Raw genomic sequence first — 21,133 nt, 5'->3', positions numbered from 1 at the left:
CCGGTCAGTGCGGCCTTCCTCAGATAGGTAAGCGAACCACGCCGAACTTCGCCGGTTGGGCGGGGCGTCGCGGCAATTGCGATCTCCATTCACCACTCAATTGAGTGCGCCATCACCAGAATTCTCATCAGTACCTTCCAAGGGACCGGCCGCGAACGGAATGAGCAACAGTCCGAGCAGCGCCACGCAAGCGAGGAGGGCCCAGGCTTCTTTGGCGCTGAGCGCGAACGCGGCCTTTTCGACCATGGGACGCAGATAGGCTTCAACCGTGGCATCGGAGACCTGCGGAGGGCGGTGGGTAAACAGCGTCAGGTCAAGCCCGATCGCCTGAGCCGCAGTCACATCGCCCGCAATCAGGCGCTCGCGCAAAGCGTCGGCATGTCCGCCGGTGCGCCCGTAAAGGATCGTATCGATCAGCGCGATGCCGATTGCGCCCCCGAGGTTTCGCATCAGGTTGAACAGGCCGCTTGCGTCGGGTACCCGTGATGCGGTCAGCGAACCCAACGCCAGCCGGGTCGGAGGCAACAGGCAAAACATGATCGCAACGCCGCGCAAGACTTGCGGCCAGAACATTTCTTGGAAGTCGGCGACACGGCTCTCGAATGCACTGCAACCCAGCCCGATCGCGAACAGACCAAACCCCGCCGCCGACAACCAGCGGGGATCAAACCTGCTTTCCAGCAGGCCCGCAATCGGCGCGGTGGCAAGCTGCGCAACGCCGGTGACGAGCATGATCGTGCCGATTTCAAATGCGTCATGATGTCGAACATAGGCGAGGAAGACCGGCATGAGATAGACCGAGCCGAACAATCCAACTCCGAGGAAGAAGCTCAATGCGCAACCGATTGCAAACGAGCGCGATCTAAATGTCGACAGTTCGACCACCGGATGCGCGGCCCTGAGTGTTCGGATGGCGAAGACGGTTGCCGCGGCAGCACTCAAGACGATCAGGATGGAGCAGAATGGAGAAAGCCACCCGCGTTGCGGGCCTTCCTTCAGACCGATCTCCAGGCATGCAAGCGAAACCGCAAGAAGTCCGAGAGATGGCACGTCGAGTGTAGCCAGATCAGAAAGCCGGGGTCGTTCGCGCGGCAGCAGCATTGGCGTGGCGAGTGCGGCGACCACCCCAGGAGCGACATTGATCAGAAACAGCCAATGCCAGGACCAGGTGTCGGTGATCCAGCCACCGACCACCGGCCCGACCGTGGGCGCCAGCACGGCCATAATGCCGGCCATGGTGGTGGCAACGGGATGCAAACGGATCGGAAACAGCAGAAAGACAGCGGAAAAAACCGCCGGAATCAGCACGCCGCCAGCGAAACCCTGAAGCACGCGGAAGCTGACAAGCGTCGTAAAACTGCTGCTGAACGCGCAGCCGATGGAGGCAAGGGTAAAGAGGCTGATCGCAATAACGAACAGCCATCGCAGCGTCAGAACGCGCGTAAGCCACCCGGTCAGTGGAATGGCGATGATCTCGGCGATCAGATACGCGGTTTGAATCCAGCTCATCGCCTCTCGCGATATGGCGAGTGTACTCTGGATCGTGGGTAGCGAAGTGGCGACGACCTGAATGTCGAGGATCGCCATGAACATGCCGAGGCACATCAGGACGAAGCCAAGCCACGTAGCTGCACTCGGCTCGGTAACCCGTTCAGTCATTATGCGCCACGCACAATGTCTCACGGGATGCGGCGAGGGCGAGGTTTTCGGCCCGTATGCGGATCGCGAGAACCGCGGCGTTGAGGATGGTGAAGACGATGGCCAGCAGCGGCAGACCCAGAACCAAAGGGAGCACGGCGATCTCGCCGGCAACCACGGCATAGTTGGGATGCGACAGAAATCGATAGGGTCCCGCTGACACGAGCGGCTGTTCGGGCAGAACAATAATCCGCGTCGTCCATCGTGAGCCGAGCGTCCAGATGACCCAGAAGCGAAGGCACTGAAGGATAAGATAGCCGGCCAGGGCAACGACATTCACCGGTTGGTCGCGGCCGAACACCCACAGCGACAACAGCCAGGTGGCATGAACCGTGATGATCAACGGATAATGCCGGGGTGCCACCTCGACGGCGCCGCGGGCCAGGAGCTTTCGAGTGTTAGCGCGCGAAATGACGAGCTCGCCGACGCGCTGCAGCGTGATGGCGCCGAGAATGAGTTCAGCAAACGTCACGAAGTGTGCCGTAGCGTGACACAGCTCGCGGTGAAGCCGGGTCCGAGCGCCGTCAACAGTGAGCGCGCCGGCAGCCCTTTCGCGCGAGCCTGCTCAAGCACGAACAATACAGTGGGTGACGACATGTTACCAAAGTCGGCGATAATCTGTCGTTCATGGGAAAGCGTTCCTTGGTCGAGCGCGAGCGCGCCTTCCAATGCACAGATAACCTTCGCGCCGCCGGGATGGCAGATGAACCGGTCAATGTCTTCCACCGAAAGACGCATTCTGGAGAGAATTTCGGTCACGGCGGAGTTGAAATGCCTCGTGACGAACTCAGGTATGGTGCGGCGAAAGATGACGCCGAATCCTTCCGGATCGACACTCCATCCCATGATGCCAAGCGTATCCGGCCAAAGGTGTTCGCCGGCAGCCTCGATCTGCGTCGCACCGCCATCGCCCGCGCGCAACACGATTGCAGCAGCGCCGTCGCCAAACAGGCTGACGGCGACGATGTTGGCTTTGGTAAGTTCGTCCAGGCGAAGTGCGAGTGAGCAGAGCTCGATCGTGACCAACAGCACGTTGGTGCCAGGGCGCGCTTGGGCGAGGCGCGACGCAATCGATAGACCCGAAACCCCGCCCGCACAGCCAAGACCAAACACCGGTACACGCATCATGTCGGACCGGAAGCCCATCCGGCGAGCAACGCGCGCCTCGAGACTTGGTGTCGCGATTCCCGTGGAAGAGACGGTCACGACAGTGTCGACATCGCCGCCAGCAAGTTGTGCGCTTGCCAGCGCCTTCTCGGCGACATCGACAAATAGCGCTTCAGCTCCCTCGAGAAAGGCCTCGGTGCGTTCGGGCCAGCCTCGTCGTTCGAGATACCAGTCGAACGGCTTGACGCCGTGACGCTTGACTATACCGGTATTCGAGAAAATGCTTGAGAACCGTTCGAATTCGGGAAAGCGGGCGCCGAAGACATCCCATGCCGCCGTCAGCACGTCCTCTTGCAAAAACACGTGGGGAGGCACCGACGTCGCCAGGGAGACCAGCGCAGCCGGGGGCATCGGGGATCCTGGTGTTGCTGTCATCAGCATAAGAAACATCGGCGCGGTGCAAATATTTCGACGCTTGTAAGAAATGATCTAGCCGGACATGTCACTAAATCTTGAATAGCGTTACGACTTCCCAGGTTTGGATTCGACATGCAGAGGTTGTCGCTTCCGCCCAGCGAGGCATTCGAGCGCCATCAGAATCTGACCATGGTCCATCAAACCGTTGCCAACGCGATCGTTGACGCCGTCGCGCACTCCATGAAGTGAGCTGTCCAATGACCGAGATCGACCTTGTCAACGTGTTCACCCACACGGGGCGCGGCGGCAACCCCTGTCCAATTGTCATCGATGCATCGAACCTGACTGCTGCGGGGATGCAGTCGGTGGCCCGGCACTTCGGGCATGAGTCGGGCTTCGTCCTGCCGGCGCCGGGACTCGACTCTGACTACGTCTTCCGGTTCTGGGTTCCGCGACACGAGATGGAGATGTGCGGTCACGCGACCATCGGCGCGCTCTGGGTCCTCGCGACCAAGGGGCGCTTGCCGGGCGAACAGGTCCGCATCGAGACGCGCAGCGGATCGGTGACGGGTTATGTCGATCGTGTGGACTCGGGCGAACCGTCCGTCGAGATCAGCCAGCCCGTCGGCAAGGTCGTTGATCTCTCGCGTGCCGAAGAGGAGGACGTTCTGTCGACGCTCAAGCTGTCGCGCCGCGATCTGCTTGATATGCCAGTGCAGAACGCCGTCACGTCGCGCGTGAAGACGCTCATCCCGATCAAGGGCGTCCGCGAGCTCAACGAGCTGGTGCCGGACCCGGCGCAGATCGAGGCGTGCTGCGGGCGGATCGGGTCCACCGGACTTTACCCCTACGCCATCGAACATCAGGGCGAACGGCGCTTCGAGGCGCGACAGTTTCCGAAGTCATCAGGCTACCCGGAAGATGCTGCCACCGGCATTGCCGCCGCGGCGCTCGCGTTCGGACTGCTCAAGAACGGCCTGGTCGAGCGCAACAGCGCGCGGATCACCATCATGCAGGGCCGGGCGATGGGGTCGTTGTCCGAGATTCGGGTGCGGCTCGGCTTCGCTGACAGCCGGCCTGTGGGTTGCCTGCTTGGAGGCTCCGTCACGCGCGCGGAGCAACATGTCTTGCAGCCCTAGCAGGTCGGCTTAGAGACGGCGCGCTAGACCTGGGCCTTCAGCGCTGTAGCCAGAAAATCGATCATGGCGCGAACGCCGGGCAACGCGCTGCGCCGGGACGGAAGCTCGAGCCATTTTTGTTTTGGGATACGCTCGGTGGCAACATCAGCCGATCCCTTGCGCGCTCCACAAATCTGTCGTGCGCGAATGCCCTCAGTCTGGAAAGCTCAGGATTATTTTCAGCAGTTTCGGAAACCGCGCGTTGATGTCCTCTTCGCGCAAAACGTTGCGGTGCTGGACGCCTTGCTTTGACGTCCGGATCAGGCCGGCCTCCCGCAGGATCCGAAAATGGTTCGACAGGGTCGACTTCGCCATGTCGGGGCAAGGCGCGGCCTCGGTGCACGACATGCAATCGTTTTGCGCGGCCAGGCTTTTGACGATGCGCAGCCGCATCGGATCCGCGAGAGCTCCAAGCACCCCGGCGAGTGTAATCTCGTCCCGCGATGGGTGAACAAACTGCACCATGCCCAAAATATAGCACGTCCCTTGAACTCATTCAATAGTTCACTAGTATTGAACTATTGAATATCGGCATCCCGCCGAACAACGGAAGACATGCGATGACCAAGAAACTCGAAGGCAAAGTTGCGCTCGTGACCGGCGCATCCAAAGGCATTGGCGCCGAAATCTCAGCCCGGCTTGCGGCTGAGGGTGCGGCGGTTGCCATCAATTACAGCGCCAGCAAAGAGGCCGCCGACCGCGTGGTCGCAGCCATCATCGCCAAGGGTGGCAAAGCTGTAGCCGTGCACGGCAACCTGGCCGATGCCAAAAACGTGAAAAGCGTCGTCGCGGAGACCGTGAAGGCGTTCGGTGCGATCGACATCCTCGTTAACAACGCGGGCATCTACGAGTTCGCGGCGCTCGAGGCCATCACGCCTGAGCATTTCCACAAGCTTTTCGACCTCAATGTGCTCGGGCTTCTCTTGATTTCGGGGGAAGCGGTTCAGCACTTCAATCCCAATGGGGGCAGCATCATCAACATCAGCTCCGGCGTATCGACCATCGCGCCGGCGAACACCGCCGTCTACACCGCGACGAAGGCATCGGTGGATGCGATCTCCTCCGTGCTGTCGAAGGAGCTCGCGCCGCGCAAGATCCGCGTCAACGCCGTCAATCCGGGCATGATCGCCACCGAAGGCGTCGTGTCCGCCGGCCTGCACGAGGGCGACATGCGCAACTGGATCGAATCCACCACCCCGCTCGGCCGCATCGGCAAGGTCGAGGAGATCGCTGCCGCGGTGGCCTTCTTCGCTTCGGACGAAGCGTCCTACGTCACGGGCGAGACACTTCACGTTACCGGCGGCCTTCGCTGACGCGTGACGTACCCTGGCGGCCCGACATCGCTGAAGGGCGCCGTCCCGGCGTGGTCAGTGGTGGTGTATCCCGCAACCAGGTTCGGACTTTACCGGTCCCGATGAGAAAATGGCTCGCATCAAGCGAGCCATTTTTATTCTGCGGGTGAGAGTCCTGATGTCACCGCGAGCCACGCAGTGAGCCAGCGGCGCCGTCAGATTCGAGCTTTACGGCTTGTCGTCGGCCTCTTCGCTTTCCGAAAGCGCGCGATAGCGCACGAGATCGGGATCACCATCCATGTAGAGCCCAATGAAGCCCCGATAGCCGAAGTCGTCGCGGAGAAGCACGAGCAGCCGATCCAGATCCTTGTAGGTACGATCTTCCTTGTCGCCCCAGGTTCGCAGCGGCAGGAATTCGCGTCGCCAGCTCGGCCGAACATAGGCCAGGTGTTCGGCCATACCCTCGATCGTCTTGGTGATGATGAGGACATTGCGCAGGTGCCCGCCATTTTGCAGCTCCTGCTTGATTTCCCCTTCCTGTAACCCTTTCGCCAAGGGTTGCTCCCGCAAATTGATCGCCCAAGGGGCGAAGACCACAACGGGGCAGACTTCCTTGCACCGACCAATCCGCAGTCGCTTTCCGACGTGCGGTCCGGAAGATTCGGAGCGAGTCGAACCGCTCCATGGCGAAAGCTGCCTCCGACCCTGTGTCTATCAGCGAAAGGGGTTGCCTTGCGAGCCGACAATGAGGTGACGCGCACAGCAAGCGCTTCGATCGCTGCTGCATGCACACTTCGGCGTGCCGACGTTCTCCCGGCGATCCGATTGAAAAATCGATGTAACATCAGCTACATCGATAGGTTTGCGAACGCGGCGAGATGCTTCAAGCTAGCGGTCGACTCCGATGCGTGTTCCCCTAGGCCAATCCGCCGTCCGGCTCTTGCAGGTGGCGGAAGGCGGCGGGCACGTTGACGGAGTTGTGCGCCCAATCGAACAGGCTGTACTCACCGTAGTGCGCCATGGCGACCGCCTCGAGCGTGGCCTCGATCGATCGACCTTCTGCGATCGCCGTGCGCACGGCGCTGTCGAGCTCGCGAAGATAGCGAAGCGGGAATTCAATGTCCGCGGGACGCATCGGCCGGCCGTGGCCTGGAATGATGGTCGCGTCTTCCGGCAGGAAGTCGCGCACGCGGGCAAGGGTCGTAATCGTCTCCTTGTGCCGCCCTTCGAGGAGCCATGGAAGCGCCGGAGACGGTGCTTGGATCATGTTACCGACCCAAAGCACCTTCGCGTCCGGCGCCCATATGACCAAGTCGCCTGGCGTCTGCGCGAACCCAAAGTGACGGACCTCGACGATGCGGCTGCCAAGATCGACGCTGATCATGTCGGGGACGGTGATGTCAGCGGCGCGTGCCTGCACGCGTTCAATGCCCTTCCCCTTACCCATGAGGCTGATCATGAAACGGCGATCGTCCTCGAAGCTTTCTTCCATGTAGCGCTTGGTCGCCGGATGCTGAATCACGACAGTGCTGTCGGGAAACAGGTAATTCCCGTAGGCGTGGTCGCCATGATAGCTGGTGTTGACGAGGAAGCGGATCGGCTTCGACGTCACTTGGCGTACGAGCCCGATAAGCTGCGAGGCGAGATCGCCATTCAGCATTGACTCGACGACGAGTACGCTGCGTTCGCCGATCACGAAGCCGGCCGTGGTGGCGACGTGGTCTTTCTCGAACACGTCGTCAGGCATGACCGCGAAAACGCCGGGGGCCAGTTCGTTCGATGTGAGGTTCACCCGAGCCGCATCCCAGGGCGGCGTTGCTTCTTGCTCACCGTCCTGCGTCATCGGATGGGTCCTCCCTGTTTGAATGATGCCAAGCGACCACGCTTTGCGGACGCCGTTACTTCGCTGCTGCGCGGGCGGCCTGTTTGATTGCGTCAGCCACGACGTCCGGGTTGAAGACGGGGACGGCGTGCGAAGCGTTCACCTCGATGACGGTGGAGTGAGCGCGATCGGCTTCGAACTTGTATTCGTCGACCGGAATGGCGCGATCCTGCAGCGGCCTGACTTGCCAGCTCGGCTTGCTCGTCCATGCCGCGGATGTCAGCGGTTCGGTCAGGGCCGCCAGGTTCATGGGGCGTTGGCCGGCGAGCATCAGGGCGGCCACGCTCGCGGGCACGTCGGCGGCAACGTTGCTGTGGAACTTGTCGGGCTGGTAGAGGAGATACGTGCCGCTGGTACCGTCGGGCAGGGTGTAAGTGGTCGGCTCGACGGACGTGGGGAATGTGCTGCCGGGGTACCGTTCGAGCAAATGGGTTGCGGCCTCCCCGACCGCGGGCATGATGGAGGCCGCGTAGACAAGGCCCTTGACCTTGGGGTCGTCCCCGGCCTGCGTGATGACGGCCCCGCCGTAGGAGTGGGCCGCCAGGATCACGGGCCCCTGGATCTTGTCCAACAGGCTGCGCAGGTACGCGGTGTCGATTGCCGGGCCCAGCAGCGGATTGCCGAAGGCGACGACCGGGTAGCCGTCGCGCTGGAGCCTCTCAATCACTCCATTCCAGATCGACGCGTCTTCGAAAGCCCCGTGCACAAGGACGACAGTGGGCTTGGGCGATTCCTGGTTCATCGTGAGTCCTTTTCGGGAGAATTCGGGAGGAGGTCGCTTCGCTGAAGTGTTCGTTAAGTCGCGCCGCCCAAGCTCATCATCTGCCTTGCAGCGAAGAGCCTCGGTAAGACGCTCTATTTCTGGGCGATGACGTGAAGCCGGTGCACCTTGGGAGCTTCGGAAAACAGCTCGTCTGCCTTCGCGAACAGCGCCTTTGCAAGTTCGCCGTTCAAATGCGCGTCTCGTCCAACTTCGTCATTGAACGTGTCGATGATTCCGTAGCGTCCCGGCTCCTCTTCCTTGAGCCCGTACCACGCCGCTATTCCGGCCTCTGCCTTCGCCATCGCGGCGCCCTGCTTCAGGAAAGCTTCGACTTCCGCTTCCTTGCCCCGATTGGCTTTCAACTCGACGAAGAAGGCGAACTTGGCCATGCCATTGATCCTTTCGGTTGCATCCGACTGTTGTGCGTCTCTATATAAAATGCGTTCTTATAAAAACACACCGAATAGCGAGTGAGATTGGTTCGCTTTGTCGTGATCGGAATGAATGGCATAATTTCGTAATTTCAATGACTTAATATAACTCAAATTTTCGATTGCGAGTGATGATCCAGAATGAATTTGAAAATTCATAAGCGTCATATTAGAAGTCCTTTTATAAAATCGACCATCGCGGCCCTGCCGTCTTCGCCGGTCGTGCGGTGAGATGAGCGGTGCCGAAACGATGAATGAGGTCGTCGCGGTCACGCGCCCGATTGCGACTTAGGACCTGCTCGGAGCCTCACCGAGAGGTGGAGGCAACTGTTGCGCGGTGTGAAGCGATAGCTCCTCGATGGCCGCTCGAAGGTGGGCCGCAGCCTTCGAATGCTCGGGCCCATCGAGCATGCGCAATGCTTCCAGCATGAGCGACAACGCCACCGAGGCATCGGAAATCGCGTCCGTCATGATCGTTCCTTTCGATGCGTGCGCTATCTTCAGAGCGTCGGCCCTCGGCATCGACGTCGCGGGACGCGCTCACATCATCAGTTCGGTGTCCTTGATGTCAGCGATGGGGCCGAGGATCGCAGGGTCAAATTCATCCAGAGAGCTGCGGTCCAACAGACGCTTGGGCAGGTCGGGATTCGCCAAGGCCCCGCGGCCTATCGTGACGACATCGGCGCCATCGTCGAGCGCAGCCACCGCCTGCTCGATGTTGTGCAGGCTGCCATTGGCGAAAATCGTCGCTTTGGGGGCGTAGCGCTTGGCGAGGCGCATCAATGACGGGCCGTCCTTGGCGAAAGCGGGCTTCCACGCCTCAAACTCGGTCACATGGACGAAGTCGGCGCCGGCATCGCCGAGGCTGCCGAAGATGATTTCGGCGTCACGCTCCGCACCCGCCCATTTGTGATGATAGTCGTTCACCTTGCCTTGCGAGATGCGGACGCCGACCGGCACCGCGCTCCCGACCTTCGCGCGCACCGCCTTGAAGGTTTCCACGATTAACCGCACGCGGTTCTCCGTGGCGCCGCCCCAGCGATCGGTTCTGCTGTTGGCGTAATCGGTCAGGAACTGGTCGAGCAAGTAGCCGTTGGCGCCGTGAATCTCGATGGCGTCGAACCCGGCGACGTGGATCGCTCGCGCGGCCGATCCCGCGAAGCCGGCGATGGCGTCGGCGATCTGCTCTTCCGTGATGGCTGCCGGCAGTACGTAGCGGTCCTTTCCGTGATAGAATGTCATCTGCTCGCCCTTGGGCTGAATGGCAGACGGCCCCACCGTGCTGTCGCGAAAGCGATTGCCTTGGCTGATCGCTCCGGCATGCATCATCTGGGCAATGGCCACCGCTCCGTGCGCCTTGATGCCGTTGACGACCGGCTTCCAGGCCATGGCCTGCACGTCGTCGGTCATGCCGGGCTGATGGACGTAGCCCTGCGAGAACGCTTGGTCTGTATAGATGCCTTCGGTGATGACCGTTCCAAACCCGCCTCGCGCGAACCGCTCGTAGTATCGCGTCATGGTTTCGGTAGCCCGGCCGTCCTGGGTCGCCGTGATGCGCGTCATTGGCGCAACAGCAAGACGGTTCTTCGCGGTACGGCCGTTTATATCGATCGGCGTGAAGAGCGCCTTCGCTTCGCTGTCCATCATTTTTGAATCTCCAGAGCCTTTACCTTCGGGAGTGGCCTCCCTTGCTGGAGATCGACTTAAAGCTCGCCGTGAGCCGACAGAAGTCCGGCTGGAAGCTAAGCACTTTATCGATTATCGTTATAAAATGGATTTCGCGGATGTGGCCTTATTTCGCAGCATCGTGACCGCCGGCAGCCTGTCCGCTGCTGCGCGAGAGATGGGCACCACGCCGATGTTGGTCAGTCGAAGGCTCGCAGCGCTCGAAGCTGAGCTCGGCGCGCGCCTGTTTCATCGGACCACGCGCTCACTGTCGCTCACCCCTGAGGGCGAGGCCTTCTTGCCTCACGCCGCCGCCCTGATAGCCGCCCGCGATTCAGCATTCGAGTCCGTGTCGTCCGCCGGCTCGGGGCTCTCAGGTGTGCTCAAGGTCACCGCGCCGAACGTCATCGGCCATGCCGTCATCGTACCCGTCGTGGCCAAGCTGATCGCGGACAATCCGGCGCTTCGGGTCAATCTTGTCCTGAGCGACGATCGCGTCGACATCGCTTCGACGGGTCTCGACGTTGCGATCCGCGTGGCGCCGATGAAGCCTTCCGACATGATCGCGACAAGGCTCGCCGACAATCCCTACATCCTCTGCGCATCGCCAGCCTATATCGCTCGCTTCGGCGAACCGGCAACGCTGGGCGATCTGGTGAGCCACCCCTGCATCAAGCTGCATGCGATGGAGACCTGGCCGTTCATACGTGGAGGCGAATTGGAGCAGATCCGGATCGCCGGCCCGCTGTCAGCCAGCACGGTCGACGCTGTTCGAGCGGCTTGTCTTGCGGGCGTGGGGGTCGCCATGATGACCTATTGGGATGTGTACGAGCAGATTGAACGCGGAGAGTTGAAGCGGATCGTTCTGGCGGATGCCGCGCCGGTTGAGCTTGGGATATGGGCGGTTTTCCTGACTCGCGCGCAAATGCCCGTCCGGGTAAGAGCGTTCATTGATGCTCTGCGAAAACGGCTGCTTGCGGGCACACTGCCATGATCGTCGCGACGTGCCATCGCCGGCGAGCGGGAAAGCTCGCCGGCGACGCGTCGCCCCGGGCAGAATGCAACCTGTTACCGCGTCAGGCGAACCAGATCCTGCCTTAGCAGATAGAAGGAGACCGCGAGCAGCACGACGTCCTTCATCAGGAAGGGCACGTTGCCCGTCATCGCGGGGAAGCCTCCCGCGGCGAGGTCCCAGCCCTCCGGCATGAAGGGAATGATGGTGACGGTCGCGATGAAGGTGCCGGTCGAGCCGAGGGCGCCAAGCACACCAAGCCGGTGGCTCCAGAAGCCCGCGAGCAGCAGCGCGCCGAAGGTCCATTCGGAGACGCCGAGGAAATAGCTGGCGCCGGCATGGCCGAACACGGGATAGAGCCACCAGATCAATGGGCCGTTGCTGATGAACGGGACCAGCCGTTCGAATTCGTACGGAAACCACTTCTGGTAGCCGAAGAAGAAGAACATGATCACCATCGAGGCGCGGACGACATGGTAGTCGAGATCTTCCGCGAGCAGGCCGGATCCCTGCAGGGCGCGGACGAGAGGATTTTGGGCGGTGTGGGTGTTGGCAAGCATGGTCATGGTCGTGATCCCTGATGTGAGATGAGCGACGTGGCGGCCGTCGCGTTAGGCGACCGCCGGGAAGTCGATCTCGGTATCGTTGATGCGGTTGAAGACGTTGGTGAACACGGTGGTGGCAAAGGCGAGGCTGATGTCGACGAGCTGCGCGTCGCTGTAGCCGGCCGCCTTGATCGCGACGAAATCCTTGTGGCTGACGGTGCCGCTGGTGCGCGCAAGCTTGTCGACGAAAGCGACCAGCGCATCGCGCTGGGCATCACCGGTGGGCCGGCCATCGCGGATCTGCTTCAGGATCTCCGGCGCCAGCCCGACGAGCTTTGCGAGATGGCTGTGGGCGGCGACACAATAGTCACAGCCGGCGGCTTCGCTGATGACGAGCTTGATGATCTCCTTGTCGGACTTGGTCAGTCCGCCGGAGGCGAGCACAGTGTCGGCAGCGAGCACGGCCTTGAGCGCAGCGGGGCCATGGGCGGCGATGGCCGCAAAGGTGTTCGGCACGCTGCCGATGGCCTTCTTGATCTGGGCATAGACCTGGCCGGAGGGGCCGGCGTCAGTTTCGAGGTTCGGGACAGAAAGACGGGACATGATGGCACTCCGTGTTGGGGGGGTGAACGATTGCGGAGTGACAGTAGGGTCGCGACATGAGATGTTGAATGCTTGATTGGCCAGCATATATGCTCAATCGTCTCAAGTAGAGCACTGAGAGGTGAATACGATGGATTGGCTGAGCCGGCTGTTCGAGATGATGCCGGTGCGCGGCCGTCTGGACCTGCGCTGCTCCTACGGCGCGCCCTGGCGGATCGAGCAGGGGCCGGGCGGGGCCAACGAAATCCCCTACCATGCGGTGCTCGCTGGCTCGGCGATGCTGGACGATCCGGCGGGAGGCCGGCCGCTGCTACTGGCGGCCGGCGACATTCTGCTGCTGCCGCGCAACCCCCGGCACGTCATGCACGACGGCAGCGGAGCCGCGCCGCTGAAGGCCCGCAACCGCGCGTCACTCAACTTCACGATCAGCGAGAATCCCGGCTCGGACGCCCGGCTCGATCTGTTGTGCGGACATTTTTCGATCGCCCCGCCGCACGACCGGCTGCTGCGCAACTATCTGCCGCCGGTGCTGATCGTGAGGGCGGGCGCGCAGGCCGGAGAGCGGGACACGGCGGGGCAGCTCGCAGGTCTCGTTGCCTTGATGCGCGGCGAGACCGCAGACGATCAGCTGGGTGGCCGCGCGATGCTGAACGCGTTGTCGACGGCGATGTTCGCGCTGGTGCTGCGCCTCGCCAGCGAGACCGGGGACGCGCCACGCGGGCTGCTTGCGCTCGCAGGTCACCCACGCCTCGCGCCGGTCGTAGCGGCCATGTTCAATGCGCCCGCGCGCGCATGGACGCTGCCCGAGCTCGCGCAGCTCGCCAACATGTCGCGTGCGACACTCGCCCGTCAATTCCAGGAGAAGGTCGGACGTTCACCCAGCGAGCTGCTGACCGACATCCGCATGACGCTGGCAACGAACGAACTGAGGAAATCCTCGCTCTCGACCGGAGCGGTGGCTGAAGCGGTCGGATATCTGTCCGAGGCGGCATTCCAGCGGGCTTTCAAGAGCCACATGGGCATCACTCCCGCGCAATGGCGAAAGGCTGCGCAGTCGCCTGCGACGATTGACGAGCTGGAGCTGGCGAAGAGCGCAGAGACGGCGTCGGCTGGCGAGAATGCCTAGGCAGGCGAGCGTGAGGTGGCCGGGCTAGCTCAGCATCCGCGGCAGATGATGAGCTTGCGATCCAGCATCTGATCGCGCTGCTGCTGCTCACGCTCCCAGGCCGACAGAGCATCTGATTGAGGCGCATCGGCCCGGCTCGGCTGACGGTGGCCGACCGGAGCGAGCCAGGGCAGGCGCGACGTCGGCTCGGCCGAGGCGAGACGCGCGGCGGCCGCGACGGCAGATCGGGGAGGACGTCGAGAGAGCTGTTCCGGTCGGAGGCATGTGCGGGCGACAGCAAGCCGATCAGGAGAAGGCCCGCAAAAGCGGAGCGGATCGAGCGTGTCTGGTTCGAACGATGGGACATTGTGGCGCTCCCGTAGTGGAGGCTCGGGATGAGCGGCTCCGTTGAGGGCCACGATAATCTTGGACGCGAAAGGCCGAATGCCGCGCGATCTCGAAGATATGCTCGTTCGTCTCACGAGCGTCGATGGAGGGGACTGGTTGCAGCTTCAGCGGGCCGGCCACCAGGCGTTGGCTCGGCGACCACCTCGGCGATGTCAAGATTACGATCGGGGCCGTGTGGAACCACCAATTGGCCGGGGTCGAGACGCAGCTGCGTGCCATCGAGATGGACCGTCACGATGTCCGGCTCGAACGATACAAAATTGGAGATGCGGCGGACTTCGGGATAGGCGTCGGGATACGACCATGCCGCCTGGCGCGCGTCTCCGATGGAGTAATAGCTGCAGAGGCCCTTGTACGGGCAGAAGGTTTGGAGCTTGACCGGCGTGAGGGCAGACTCATCGATGTCGGCACGTGGAACATACCAACGCGGTGCAAAGCCGGACTCGTAAAGGACCAGCGGCCGCTTTGTATCGGCGATGACCCGGCCCTGGTGGTTGACCACCAGGTTACGAGAGGTCTGGCGGATGTCGATGCGGTGATAGGGATCGGCGGCATGGCCCACGATGCGTTCGTCTTCCTCGTAGAAGGCATCCATGGCCCGCCAGGCAAAAGCGATCAGACCCTGCAAATCGCCTGCATGGGCGGGCAGGTCGGTGTGCCGCCATGCTCCGCGCGCCGCGATGTGTTGCTCGTCGACCCGAACGCTGTACCAAGACGTCGGCCCAAGATCGGCGTGTTGAGTGATGTGCTCGGTGGGTTCCAGCACATGTGGGGAAACATCGGCCTCCGGGAAATAGGCCACGGGATAACGGCCCGGTTCGAAAAGCAGGAGCACGCGTTCGCTATCGGCGATCCAGCTTCCTCCAAAGCGCACGCGGAGGCGGCGGCGTAACGGTTCGACGTACAGGAGTCGCTTGGGCAGCGGCTCGGGGACGAGAAAGCGCCCGATTGCTCCCGTTGAAAGCGGGCCTTGTTGCCAGGACAGTCCCAACTGATCTCTCCCTGCAGCGCACCGTCAGTCGGTGGCGGACCTGTTCCGGCCCGTGCTTGGCTTCGCCGGCGCGATCCGATGGCTATATTTCGTTCGCGGCCCGGCCTTGGTTACAGGTCATCGCACCAATTTTGCGGTGTGATGACGCCAGCCGAGATGATTCAACCAACCGTAAAGCCGTCATCGATCGGAACAGTGAACTGGAAGACGGCTCCGCGCGGTTCGTTTGCAGTCGCCCAGAGCCTGCCGCCATGCGCAATGATGATCGAGCGGCATATCGACAGTCCGACACCGAGGCCGCCCGACTTGGTCGTGTAGAAGGGTTCGAACAGCCGCGCGAGGCCCTCCGCCGACAAGCCTGGTCCCGAATCCGTGATCGATACGCGTATGCTCTCGGCATCTGCTCTTGCGGTCTGGATCAACAGCTCGCGCTTGCCCCCCGTTGTCTCGCTCATCGCCTCGATGGCGTTCAGGATCAGGTTGAGCGTGACCTGCTGCAGCTCGACGCGATCGCCGATGACCTTGGGCAGACGATCGGCGAATATCGTCTGGATCGACACATCGTGCCGCGCCGCTTCGGCCTGCGTGAGTTCGATGACTTGGCCGATGACGTTGTTGATCGCCAGGGAATCGCGTTTGGGCGGTGATTTTTTGACGAGATCCCGGATTCGCTCGATGACCTCGCTGGAGCGGATGCCGTTCTCGATGGCGCGTGTCAGCGCCCTGCGCGTCTGCTCCAGCGCCGGCGGTTGGTGATCGAGCCAGCTCAAGGCCGCTTGTGCGCTGGCGATGACGGCGGTGTTCGGCTGATTGACCTCGTGGGCGATCGACGCCGTCAGCTGTCCCATCACCGCCACGCGGTTGGCGTGGGCCAGCTCCATCTGGGCCTCGCGGTAACGCTGCTCGTTCTCGCGTGCCTCGGTTTCGGCGCGCTTGCGCTCGCTGAGATCCAGCACGAAGGCAACGCCTTGCTCCTGCTCGTCGTCGAACAAGGCGCCGCCGGTCAGCACCGGCACCCGGCTGCCGTCCTTGCGGAAGAACGCCTTTTCGAACGGGTGGACAACCCGCGTCGCCTTCAATTCGGCCCGCGCGCGGTCGGTGCGCTCCTGCCATTCGGGCGGCGTCAGATCTGCCCAGCGCAACCGGCCCGCGGCGAGATCCTCGCGATCATATCCCATGGTCTTCAGGAACGCGTCGTTGGCATCGAGGATGTCGGGGGTGTGATCGAAGATGAAGATCCCGATGATGTTGGCCTCGACCAGCCGGCGAATCCGCGACTCCCGCTCCTGAAGCTCCCGGTACAGACGGGCATTGTCGAGCGAGGTCGCAGCCTCGGATGCGAGAAATTTGAGGATCGCGATCCGGGCGGGTGTGAAGACGCGCGAGGCGAGATTGTTCTCGAGATACAGAAATGCCACCGCCCTGCCTTGCTTGACGAGCGGCACGCACAAGGCTGATCGGACGTGCTTCTTCTGGATGTATTCATCGCCGCCGAACGCGCTGCTCGTCGAGGCATCGTCGAGCACGACGCTTTCCTGGGTGCGAGCCGTGTAAAGCACGATCGACATCGGGACTTCAGTTGCGGAGATCGGCGAATCGGCGAGATCGAGAGCGATCGAACCGCCGCCAGTCACGGCGTCCGCCCGAATTCTCAGCTCGGAACCCCTCGGCAAAATCAGCACGCCGCGTTCCGCACCCGCGTGCTCGATGGCCGAACGAAGCAGGGTCTCCGTGAGCTTCTCCAGCACGATCTCGCCTGAAACAGCCTCCGACACCTTGAGAACCGTCGCAAGGTCCAGCTGCTCGACAGGTGCTCCGATCGTCCCCGCGGCGCTGAGCGCGGATCCTCGCTCCCGCAGGTTCGGATGGAGTTTCTCGAGCTGGCCCACCTTCGCCTCGGCGCCCCAGCGCGCGTAGCAATCGCGCGCTTTTGTCAGGTAGGACAGGACGACCGTTCGAATGCCGCGCGCCTCGTAGAACCCTGCTGCACGCTCCGCAGCGATCGCTTCGATCTGGGCGAAGCCGGCTTCTTGCGCCAATCGGATCGATTCCTCGTACAGCTGTTCCGCCTCGAGTTCGCGGCCTTCGATGCGCGCAAGTTCCGCCGCGACGAGCTTCTGCCGGGCAGCGTAATTCGCGGGGCAACGGTTGGACCAGACTGTCAGCTTGCGGTGGTGTTCGCGGAGGTCGTTGAGGCGTCGCTCGCGATCCTCGGGGCGTGATGCGTGATAAGCCCCGGCATGAGCAAGCGCCGTGTAGAACCGGTATTCGGTGAAATCCGAATAAGAGCGGGCGCACCATGAGAGCGCTTCTGCGCGTGCGGCGAGGGCAATCGCGACATCGTCACGTCCGGCAATGACTTCGATCTGAATTTGCGTCGCGTAGTAGAAGAAGGCGCTTATCGGTTCGCTCGCATCCGAGGGCTGAAGCGCCGCGGGGCTCTCGAAGTCATTCCGGCCATTGCGCCCCATAAGGCTCTGCGCCAGATCTCGTTGCCTGATGAGGCCCTCCGCAGCCAATCGGACGCCCAGACCCTCGGCGAATGCCAGGGACCGCTCGGCGCGCGAGCAGACGTCCATGAGCGGATCGCCGCAGAAGAGATCCACCGATATCAGTCCGCGATGCGAATACGCCGCGAATGCCAGATCTCCGGTCGTCAAGCAGATCGCAAGAGCGCGCCGAATGAACGGCCGTCCCGATCGGATCGGGAGAATCCATGGGGTCACGTGGAGGCCGAATACCAGAAGCGCCCGGCCGCTCAGCCCTGTCTGCGGCTGCCTGTCAGCAAGGGCTGCGCCAAATTGTGATAGTCGGAATCCAAGTTCCGCATCGGTTGAACTGCTCGCGAGCACGCCGAATATGGCGGTCAGCGGGTAGCACGCTTCAGGGCTGGTCCCGTGCTCGAGCGTCAGTCGAGTGGCCGCCATGAGCATGGTGTCGGAGAGGTTGCGATCGGTGAGAAACGCAGGCGTGAGGAGATCGGCCAGGACGCCCATGGTCGCACGATGATCCGGATCGGTCATCGGCGGTAGCGCATGAAGCTGCTCGTCCGACAGCTTTTCGGTCAAACTCCTCAGGCGCCGCCGATCCTCGTCCACCTCGCTGCGGCTGGGATGAGGAGACCAGTCAATCCCGGTCCTGCGCAAGAATGCGAGGCAAACGTCGACCGCTCGCTCGAGCTGTCCCGCGGTGGTGTATAGCTGCGCCTGGAGTCTGGCGACCTCGGCGCTCGCCTGAATGTCCGAACAGCTCTGCGACAGGACCGTCAGTTCCGCTTCTGCCGTGTTCAGCTCGCCGAGTAGGAATTTGCATTCGGCGTGGAGCAGGCCGATCGCGAAGGCGTCCCGGCTGCACCGCGGATGCCCTTCCTCTCCGAGCAGTTCGCGGGCGATTTCAAGGTAGGTTGCCGCCGCGTGGTAAGCCGTTGCATTTCGGGCGCGCCGGCCCGCGGCGAGATTGACGGCAATGACCTGTTCGCGTTCAGCGCCGTTCGTCAAAGCGGCGATGCCGCGGTTCAGCTGGTTGGCGACGATATAGACGCGCTCGTTGGTTTCGTCAGGCGTCAGCTGCGCTGCCAGGACCAGACCGATCCGAATGTGCAGGGCCGTTCGCCTGTCCTGGTCCGGTTGAAGCGCATAAGCGGCCTCTTGCACGCGATCGTGGACGAACGCGTAAGAGCTCTTGAGGCGTCGGACCAGTTCGAGACGCGTCGCGTCTCGCAGATCCGCGTGCAGCGTCTGCTCCGATGCTCCGTGCACGAGGCAGAGCATTGCGATCTCGGCGCTGTTGCCCAGGCAGGCCAGCTCCAGCAGGGCCCGACGTGTCTCGTCGCGCAAACCGCTCAGCTTGCCGACCATGAGACGCGCGACGTTTTCGGCGTAGCTTTTTTCCTTGATGCGTTCGAGATCCCAGCGCCACTGTCGCTTGTCATGATCGAAGGCCAGTAGTTCTTCCTCGGCCAGTGCCCGCAGAAACTGCGTGAGAAAGAACGGATTCCCGTTCGTCTTCTCGTATATCAGCTGCGCCAGGGGCATGGCGTATGCCGGCTCGCAGTGAAGTGCATCCGCGGTGAATTCCTCGACGGCAGCGCGGGTAAGGGGTGCCAGGTCGATTTCCCGCACCCGTTTACGGGAGGCGCGAATTTCGACGAGCCGTTGTGCCAGCGGATGTTTGACGTCGACATCCTTGCGTCGATAGGCGGCGATGAGAAGCAGATTTTGCAGGTCGGATCTGTTCAGAAGAAACGCGATCAGATCCAGTGTGGCCACGTCGAGCCACTGCAGGTCGTCGAAGAAAAGCACGAGCGGATGGTGAGGCTTGGCGAAGATGCCAATGAAGCGTCGAACGACGAGTTGGAAGCGTCGCTGTGCGTCTTGCGGGGGGGCCTCCGGGACAAGTGGTTGATCCCCGATCACCAGCCGCAGCTCCGGTACGAGATCCACCATCAGCTGACCGAGCTGGCCCAGCGCGCCGTGCAGTGCGTTACGCCAGGGTGCCAGATCGGCATCGCTCTTGGCGAGGAGGCCTCGGATAAGGCCTTGAAGCGCATGCGCGAGCGTCGCGTAAGGCATATCGCGCTTGTGCTGATCGAACTTGCCGGAGGCGAAGAATCCTCCCAACGGGACCAAGGCCTTCTGCATTTCGTCGACGAAAGCGGACTTGCCGATACCGGAGGGGCCGGACACGAGGATCAACTCGGGCGTGCCGCTCCGGGTGACGCGATCGAACGAGGTGAGCAACGCCTCGATCTCGTGCTCCCTGCCGTAGAGCCGTTCGGGAATCAGCAGGCGGTCCGGTATATCGGCTTGGGCCAGGACGAAATCATCGATCCGTCCCTGCGCTTCCCATTCGGCGAGTGACCGTTCGAGGTCGCTCTTGAGACCGGCGGCGGTCTGGTAGCGGTCCTCGGCCGTCTTGGCGAGGAGCTTCATGATGATCGCCGACACGGCGTAAGGCACGCCATTGACTCGTTCGGCGGGCGGAACGGCACGTCTCGCGATGTGGCTGTGCACCCATTCCATCGGACTGGCCGCGGTGAACGGCAGTACGCCAGTCAGCATCCGGTAGAACGTCACGCCGAGTGCGTACAGATCGCTGCGGGAATCCACGGACCGGTTCATGCGGCCGGTCTGCTCGGGCGCCATGTAGGCCAGCGTGCCCGCCATGGTCTCCGGTGGTTCGAGCTGCTGTCGCTCGCGCGGCAGGCGAGAGGCGAGGCCAAATCCGGTGATCCTGACCTCGTCTGCTCCGCTCACCAGAAGATTCGCCGGCTTCAAATCCTTGTGGACCAGGCCCTGCCGATGCAGCTGGTCGACGGCTGTGGTGATGCCGAGAGCCAATCGCAAGAAATGGTCCAGCTTCATCGGCGCGCCGAGTAACTGCTCGAGCGGCTCGCTGCCGGGATCTTCCAATATCAGCAAGGTTCGACCACCGTCGCGGATCAGCTCCAGCGGCCGTACGGCCCAGGTCCCATCGAGCTCGTCGCGCAAGGCGTATTCATGGGCGAGCCGGTCGAGGACCGCGGCCGGCGGATGTTCCGTCGCCGCCCTTACGGTCAGGACGCTGTTGACCTCGCCATCGGCGCCCGGGCGCCATTCGCGGCAAAAGACGCGCTCGCCGTCGTCCCATGACGCCTTGAGACCGGCATTGCCATTCGTGGATACCCGCGAGGATACGTGCATCTGCCGGACTCCGGAACTAGCCGGCCAGTCGATTGAAAAGGAGGGAAAGGTGTTCACCTGTCCCGTTCGGGAACGTACTCCCAACGCCAATCCCCAACAATAGCCGGGATCGGAGCCATGGCATGAGCCACATTCCGTTCGGACCCAGCGTCACCGACAGGAGTTGTTCCGATGCGCTCAGATCGGCAATTCCGCTCAACCGTGGATGAAGCATCGAGCTTGAGCGCGGGAGAAAAGCGGGAGTCTTCGAAAGGTCGCTCAGCGTGGACAGCGTCAAGGTCGATAAGCTGTCGTCGCAAACCTACGCTCACGCAGATCATCGGCAACGACCTCGCCGATGTAGCCGAGCAGTTCA

At 62.4% G+C, this 21,133-nt stretch carries 18 protein-coding genes; 4 read left to right on the top strand and 14 right to left on the bottom strand.

Features of this window, described 5'->3' with window-relative positions; translation table 11 throughout:
- Positions 1–96 precede the first annotated feature (96 nt).
- From IVB46_RS43225 to IVB46_RS43215, 3 genes are read right to left on the bottom strand one after another with little or no spacing between them, the layout of a single operon-like run.
- A complete protein-coding gene (locus IVB46_RS43225) occupies positions 97–1,659 on the bottom strand; it encodes a DHA2 family efflux MFS transporter permease subunit (RefSeq protein WP_247316199.1) in 1,563 nt (520 codons plus the stop codon).
- Positions 1,652–2,170: an isoprenylcysteine carboxylmethyltransferase family protein gene (locus IVB46_RS43220; RefSeq protein ID WP_247316197.1), complete on the bottom strand. Its 519-nt coding sequence runs from the start codon at positions 2,168–2,170 to the stop codon at positions 1,652–1,654. Before IVB46_RS43220 ends, IVB46_RS43225 begins: the two co-directional genes overlap by 8 nt.
- Complete coding sequence (locus IVB46_RS43215; RefSeq protein WP_247316195.1) at positions 2,167–3,216, bottom strand: type III polyketide synthase; 1,050 nt, start codon at positions 3,214–3,216, stop codon at positions 2,167–2,169. The genes IVB46_RS43220 and IVB46_RS43215 overlap by 4 nt, the downstream gene beginning before the upstream one ends.
- 263 nt (positions 3,217–3,479) lie before the next feature.
- Here IVB46_RS43215 and IVB46_RS43210 point away from each other — a divergent pair, with 263 nt between their 5' ends.
- The gene (locus tag IVB46_RS43210) at positions 3,480–4,361 is read left to right on the top strand and encodes a PhzF family phenazine biosynthesis isomerase (protein ID WP_135216236.1); all 882 of its coding nucleotides are present in this window, start codon (positions 3,480–3,482) and stop codon (positions 4,359–4,361) included.
- Between the two features lie 192 nt (positions 4,362–4,553).
- Here the strand turns inward: IVB46_RS43210 and IVB46_RS43205 are convergent, their stop codons facing one another.
- Entirely contained in the window at positions 4,554–4,865 is a 312-nt protein-coding gene (locus IVB46_RS43205; protein ID WP_247316493.1) for a helix-turn-helix domain-containing protein, read from the bottom strand.
- 95 nt (positions 4,866–4,960) lie between these two features.
- Between IVB46_RS43205 and IVB46_RS43200 the strand changes: the two genes are divergently transcribed.
- On the top strand, positions 4,961–5,713 hold the full coding sequence (locus IVB46_RS43200) for a glucose 1-dehydrogenase (RefSeq protein WP_247346024.1): 753 nt from the start codon (positions 4,961–4,963) through the stop codon (positions 5,711–5,713).
- 207 nt (positions 5,714–5,920) lie between these two features.
- Here the strand turns inward: IVB46_RS43200 and IVB46_RS43195 are convergent, their stop codons facing one another.
- The 6 genes from IVB46_RS43195 to IVB46_RS43170 all read right to left on the bottom strand — a co-directional run bounded on the left by IVB46_RS43195 (position 5,921) and on the right by IVB46_RS43170 (position 10,331).
- Complete coding sequence (locus tag IVB46_RS43195) at positions 5,921–6,289, bottom strand: hypothetical protein (protein ID WP_155795487.1); 369 nt, start codon at positions 6,287–6,289, stop codon at positions 5,921–5,923.
- Between the two features lie 319 nt (positions 6,290–6,608).
- Positions 6,609–7,535 carry an MBL fold metallo-hydrolase gene (locus tag IVB46_RS43190; RefSeq protein WP_247316191.1) on the bottom strand — a complete coding sequence of 309 codons (927 nt, stop codon included), beginning with the start codon at positions 7,533–7,535 and terminating at the stop codon, positions 6,609–6,611.
- Positions 7,536–7,590: 55 nt separating this feature from the next.
- Positions 7,591–8,316, bottom strand: a complete 726-nt coding sequence (locus IVB46_RS43185) for an alpha/beta hydrolase (RefSeq protein WP_247316189.1) — start codon at positions 8,314–8,316, stop codon at positions 7,591–7,593.
- Positions 8,317–8,429: 113 nt separating this feature from the next.
- A complete protein-coding gene (locus tag IVB46_RS43180; RefSeq protein WP_247316187.1) occupies positions 8,430–8,726 on the bottom strand; it encodes an antibiotic biosynthesis monooxygenase in 297 nt (98 codons plus the stop codon).
- 330 nt (positions 8,727–9,056) lie between these two features.
- Positions 9,057–9,239 carry a hypothetical protein gene (locus IVB46_RS43175; protein WP_208068717.1) on the bottom strand — a complete coding sequence of 61 codons (183 nt, stop codon included), beginning with the start codon at positions 9,237–9,239 and terminating at the stop codon, positions 9,057–9,059.
- A 69-nt stretch (positions 9,240–9,308) separates the two neighbouring features.
- A complete protein-coding gene (locus tag IVB46_RS43170; RefSeq protein WP_247316185.1) occupies positions 9,309–10,331 on the bottom strand; it encodes an NADH:flavin oxidoreductase in 1,023 nt (340 codons plus the stop codon).
- Between IVB46_RS43170 and IVB46_RS43165 the strand changes: the two genes are divergently transcribed.
- Positions 10,321–11,427: a LysR family transcriptional regulator gene (locus IVB46_RS43165; RefSeq protein ID WP_247346021.1), complete on the top strand. Its 1,107-nt coding sequence runs from the start codon at positions 10,321–10,323 to the stop codon at positions 11,425–11,427. The two genes, IVB46_RS43170 and IVB46_RS43165, sit on opposite strands and share 11 nt — an antisense overlap.
- 74 nt (positions 11,428–11,501) lie before the next feature.
- Here IVB46_RS43165 and IVB46_RS43160 read toward each other — a convergent pair whose 3' ends face one another.
- Both IVB46_RS43160 and IVB46_RS43155 read right to left on the bottom strand, forming a co-directional pair.
- Complete coding sequence (locus tag IVB46_RS43160; protein WP_014498377.1) at positions 11,502–12,011, bottom strand: DUF417 family protein; 510 nt, start codon at positions 12,009–12,011, stop codon at positions 11,502–11,504.
- A 45-nt stretch (positions 12,012–12,056) separates the two neighbouring features.
- Positions 12,057–12,593, bottom strand: coding sequence for a peroxidase-related enzyme (locus tag IVB46_RS43155; protein WP_247316182.1), 537 nt, complete (start codon positions 12,591–12,593; stop codon positions 12,057–12,059).
- Between the two features lie 130 nt (positions 12,594–12,723).
- Here IVB46_RS43155 and IVB46_RS43150 point away from each other — a divergent pair, with 130 nt between their 5' ends.
- Positions 12,724–13,719, top strand: a complete 996-nt coding sequence (locus tag IVB46_RS43150) for an AraC family transcriptional regulator (RefSeq protein ID WP_247316180.1) — start codon at positions 12,724–12,726, stop codon at positions 13,717–13,719.
- A gap of 457 nt (positions 13,720–14,176) precedes the next feature.
- Here IVB46_RS43150 and IVB46_RS43145 read toward each other — a convergent pair whose 3' ends face one another.
- Both IVB46_RS43145 and IVB46_RS43140 read right to left on the bottom strand, forming a co-directional pair.
- Positions 14,177–15,097 (bottom strand): DUF427 domain-containing protein, encoded by a 921-nt coding sequence (locus IVB46_RS43145; protein WP_247316176.1) that lies wholly within the window; start codon positions 15,095–15,097, stop codon positions 14,177–14,179.
- Between the two features lie 161 nt (positions 15,098–15,258).
- Positions 15,259–20,778: an AAA family ATPase gene (locus tag IVB46_RS43140; protein WP_247346018.1), complete on the bottom strand. Its 5,520-nt coding sequence runs from the start codon at positions 20,776–20,778 to the stop codon at positions 15,259–15,261.
- Positions 20,779–21,133: the final 355 nt, after the last annotated feature.

It is taken from the genome of Bradyrhizobium sp. 61 (assembly GCF_023073075.1).
GTDB classification, from domain to species: domain Bacteria; phylum Pseudomonadota; class Alphaproteobacteria; order Rhizobiales; family Xanthobacteraceae; genus Bradyrhizobium; species Bradyrhizobium barranii.
The sequence above is the reverse complement of the archived record's forward strand: the minus strand, read 5'-3'. Positions and strand labels throughout refer to the sequence as shown.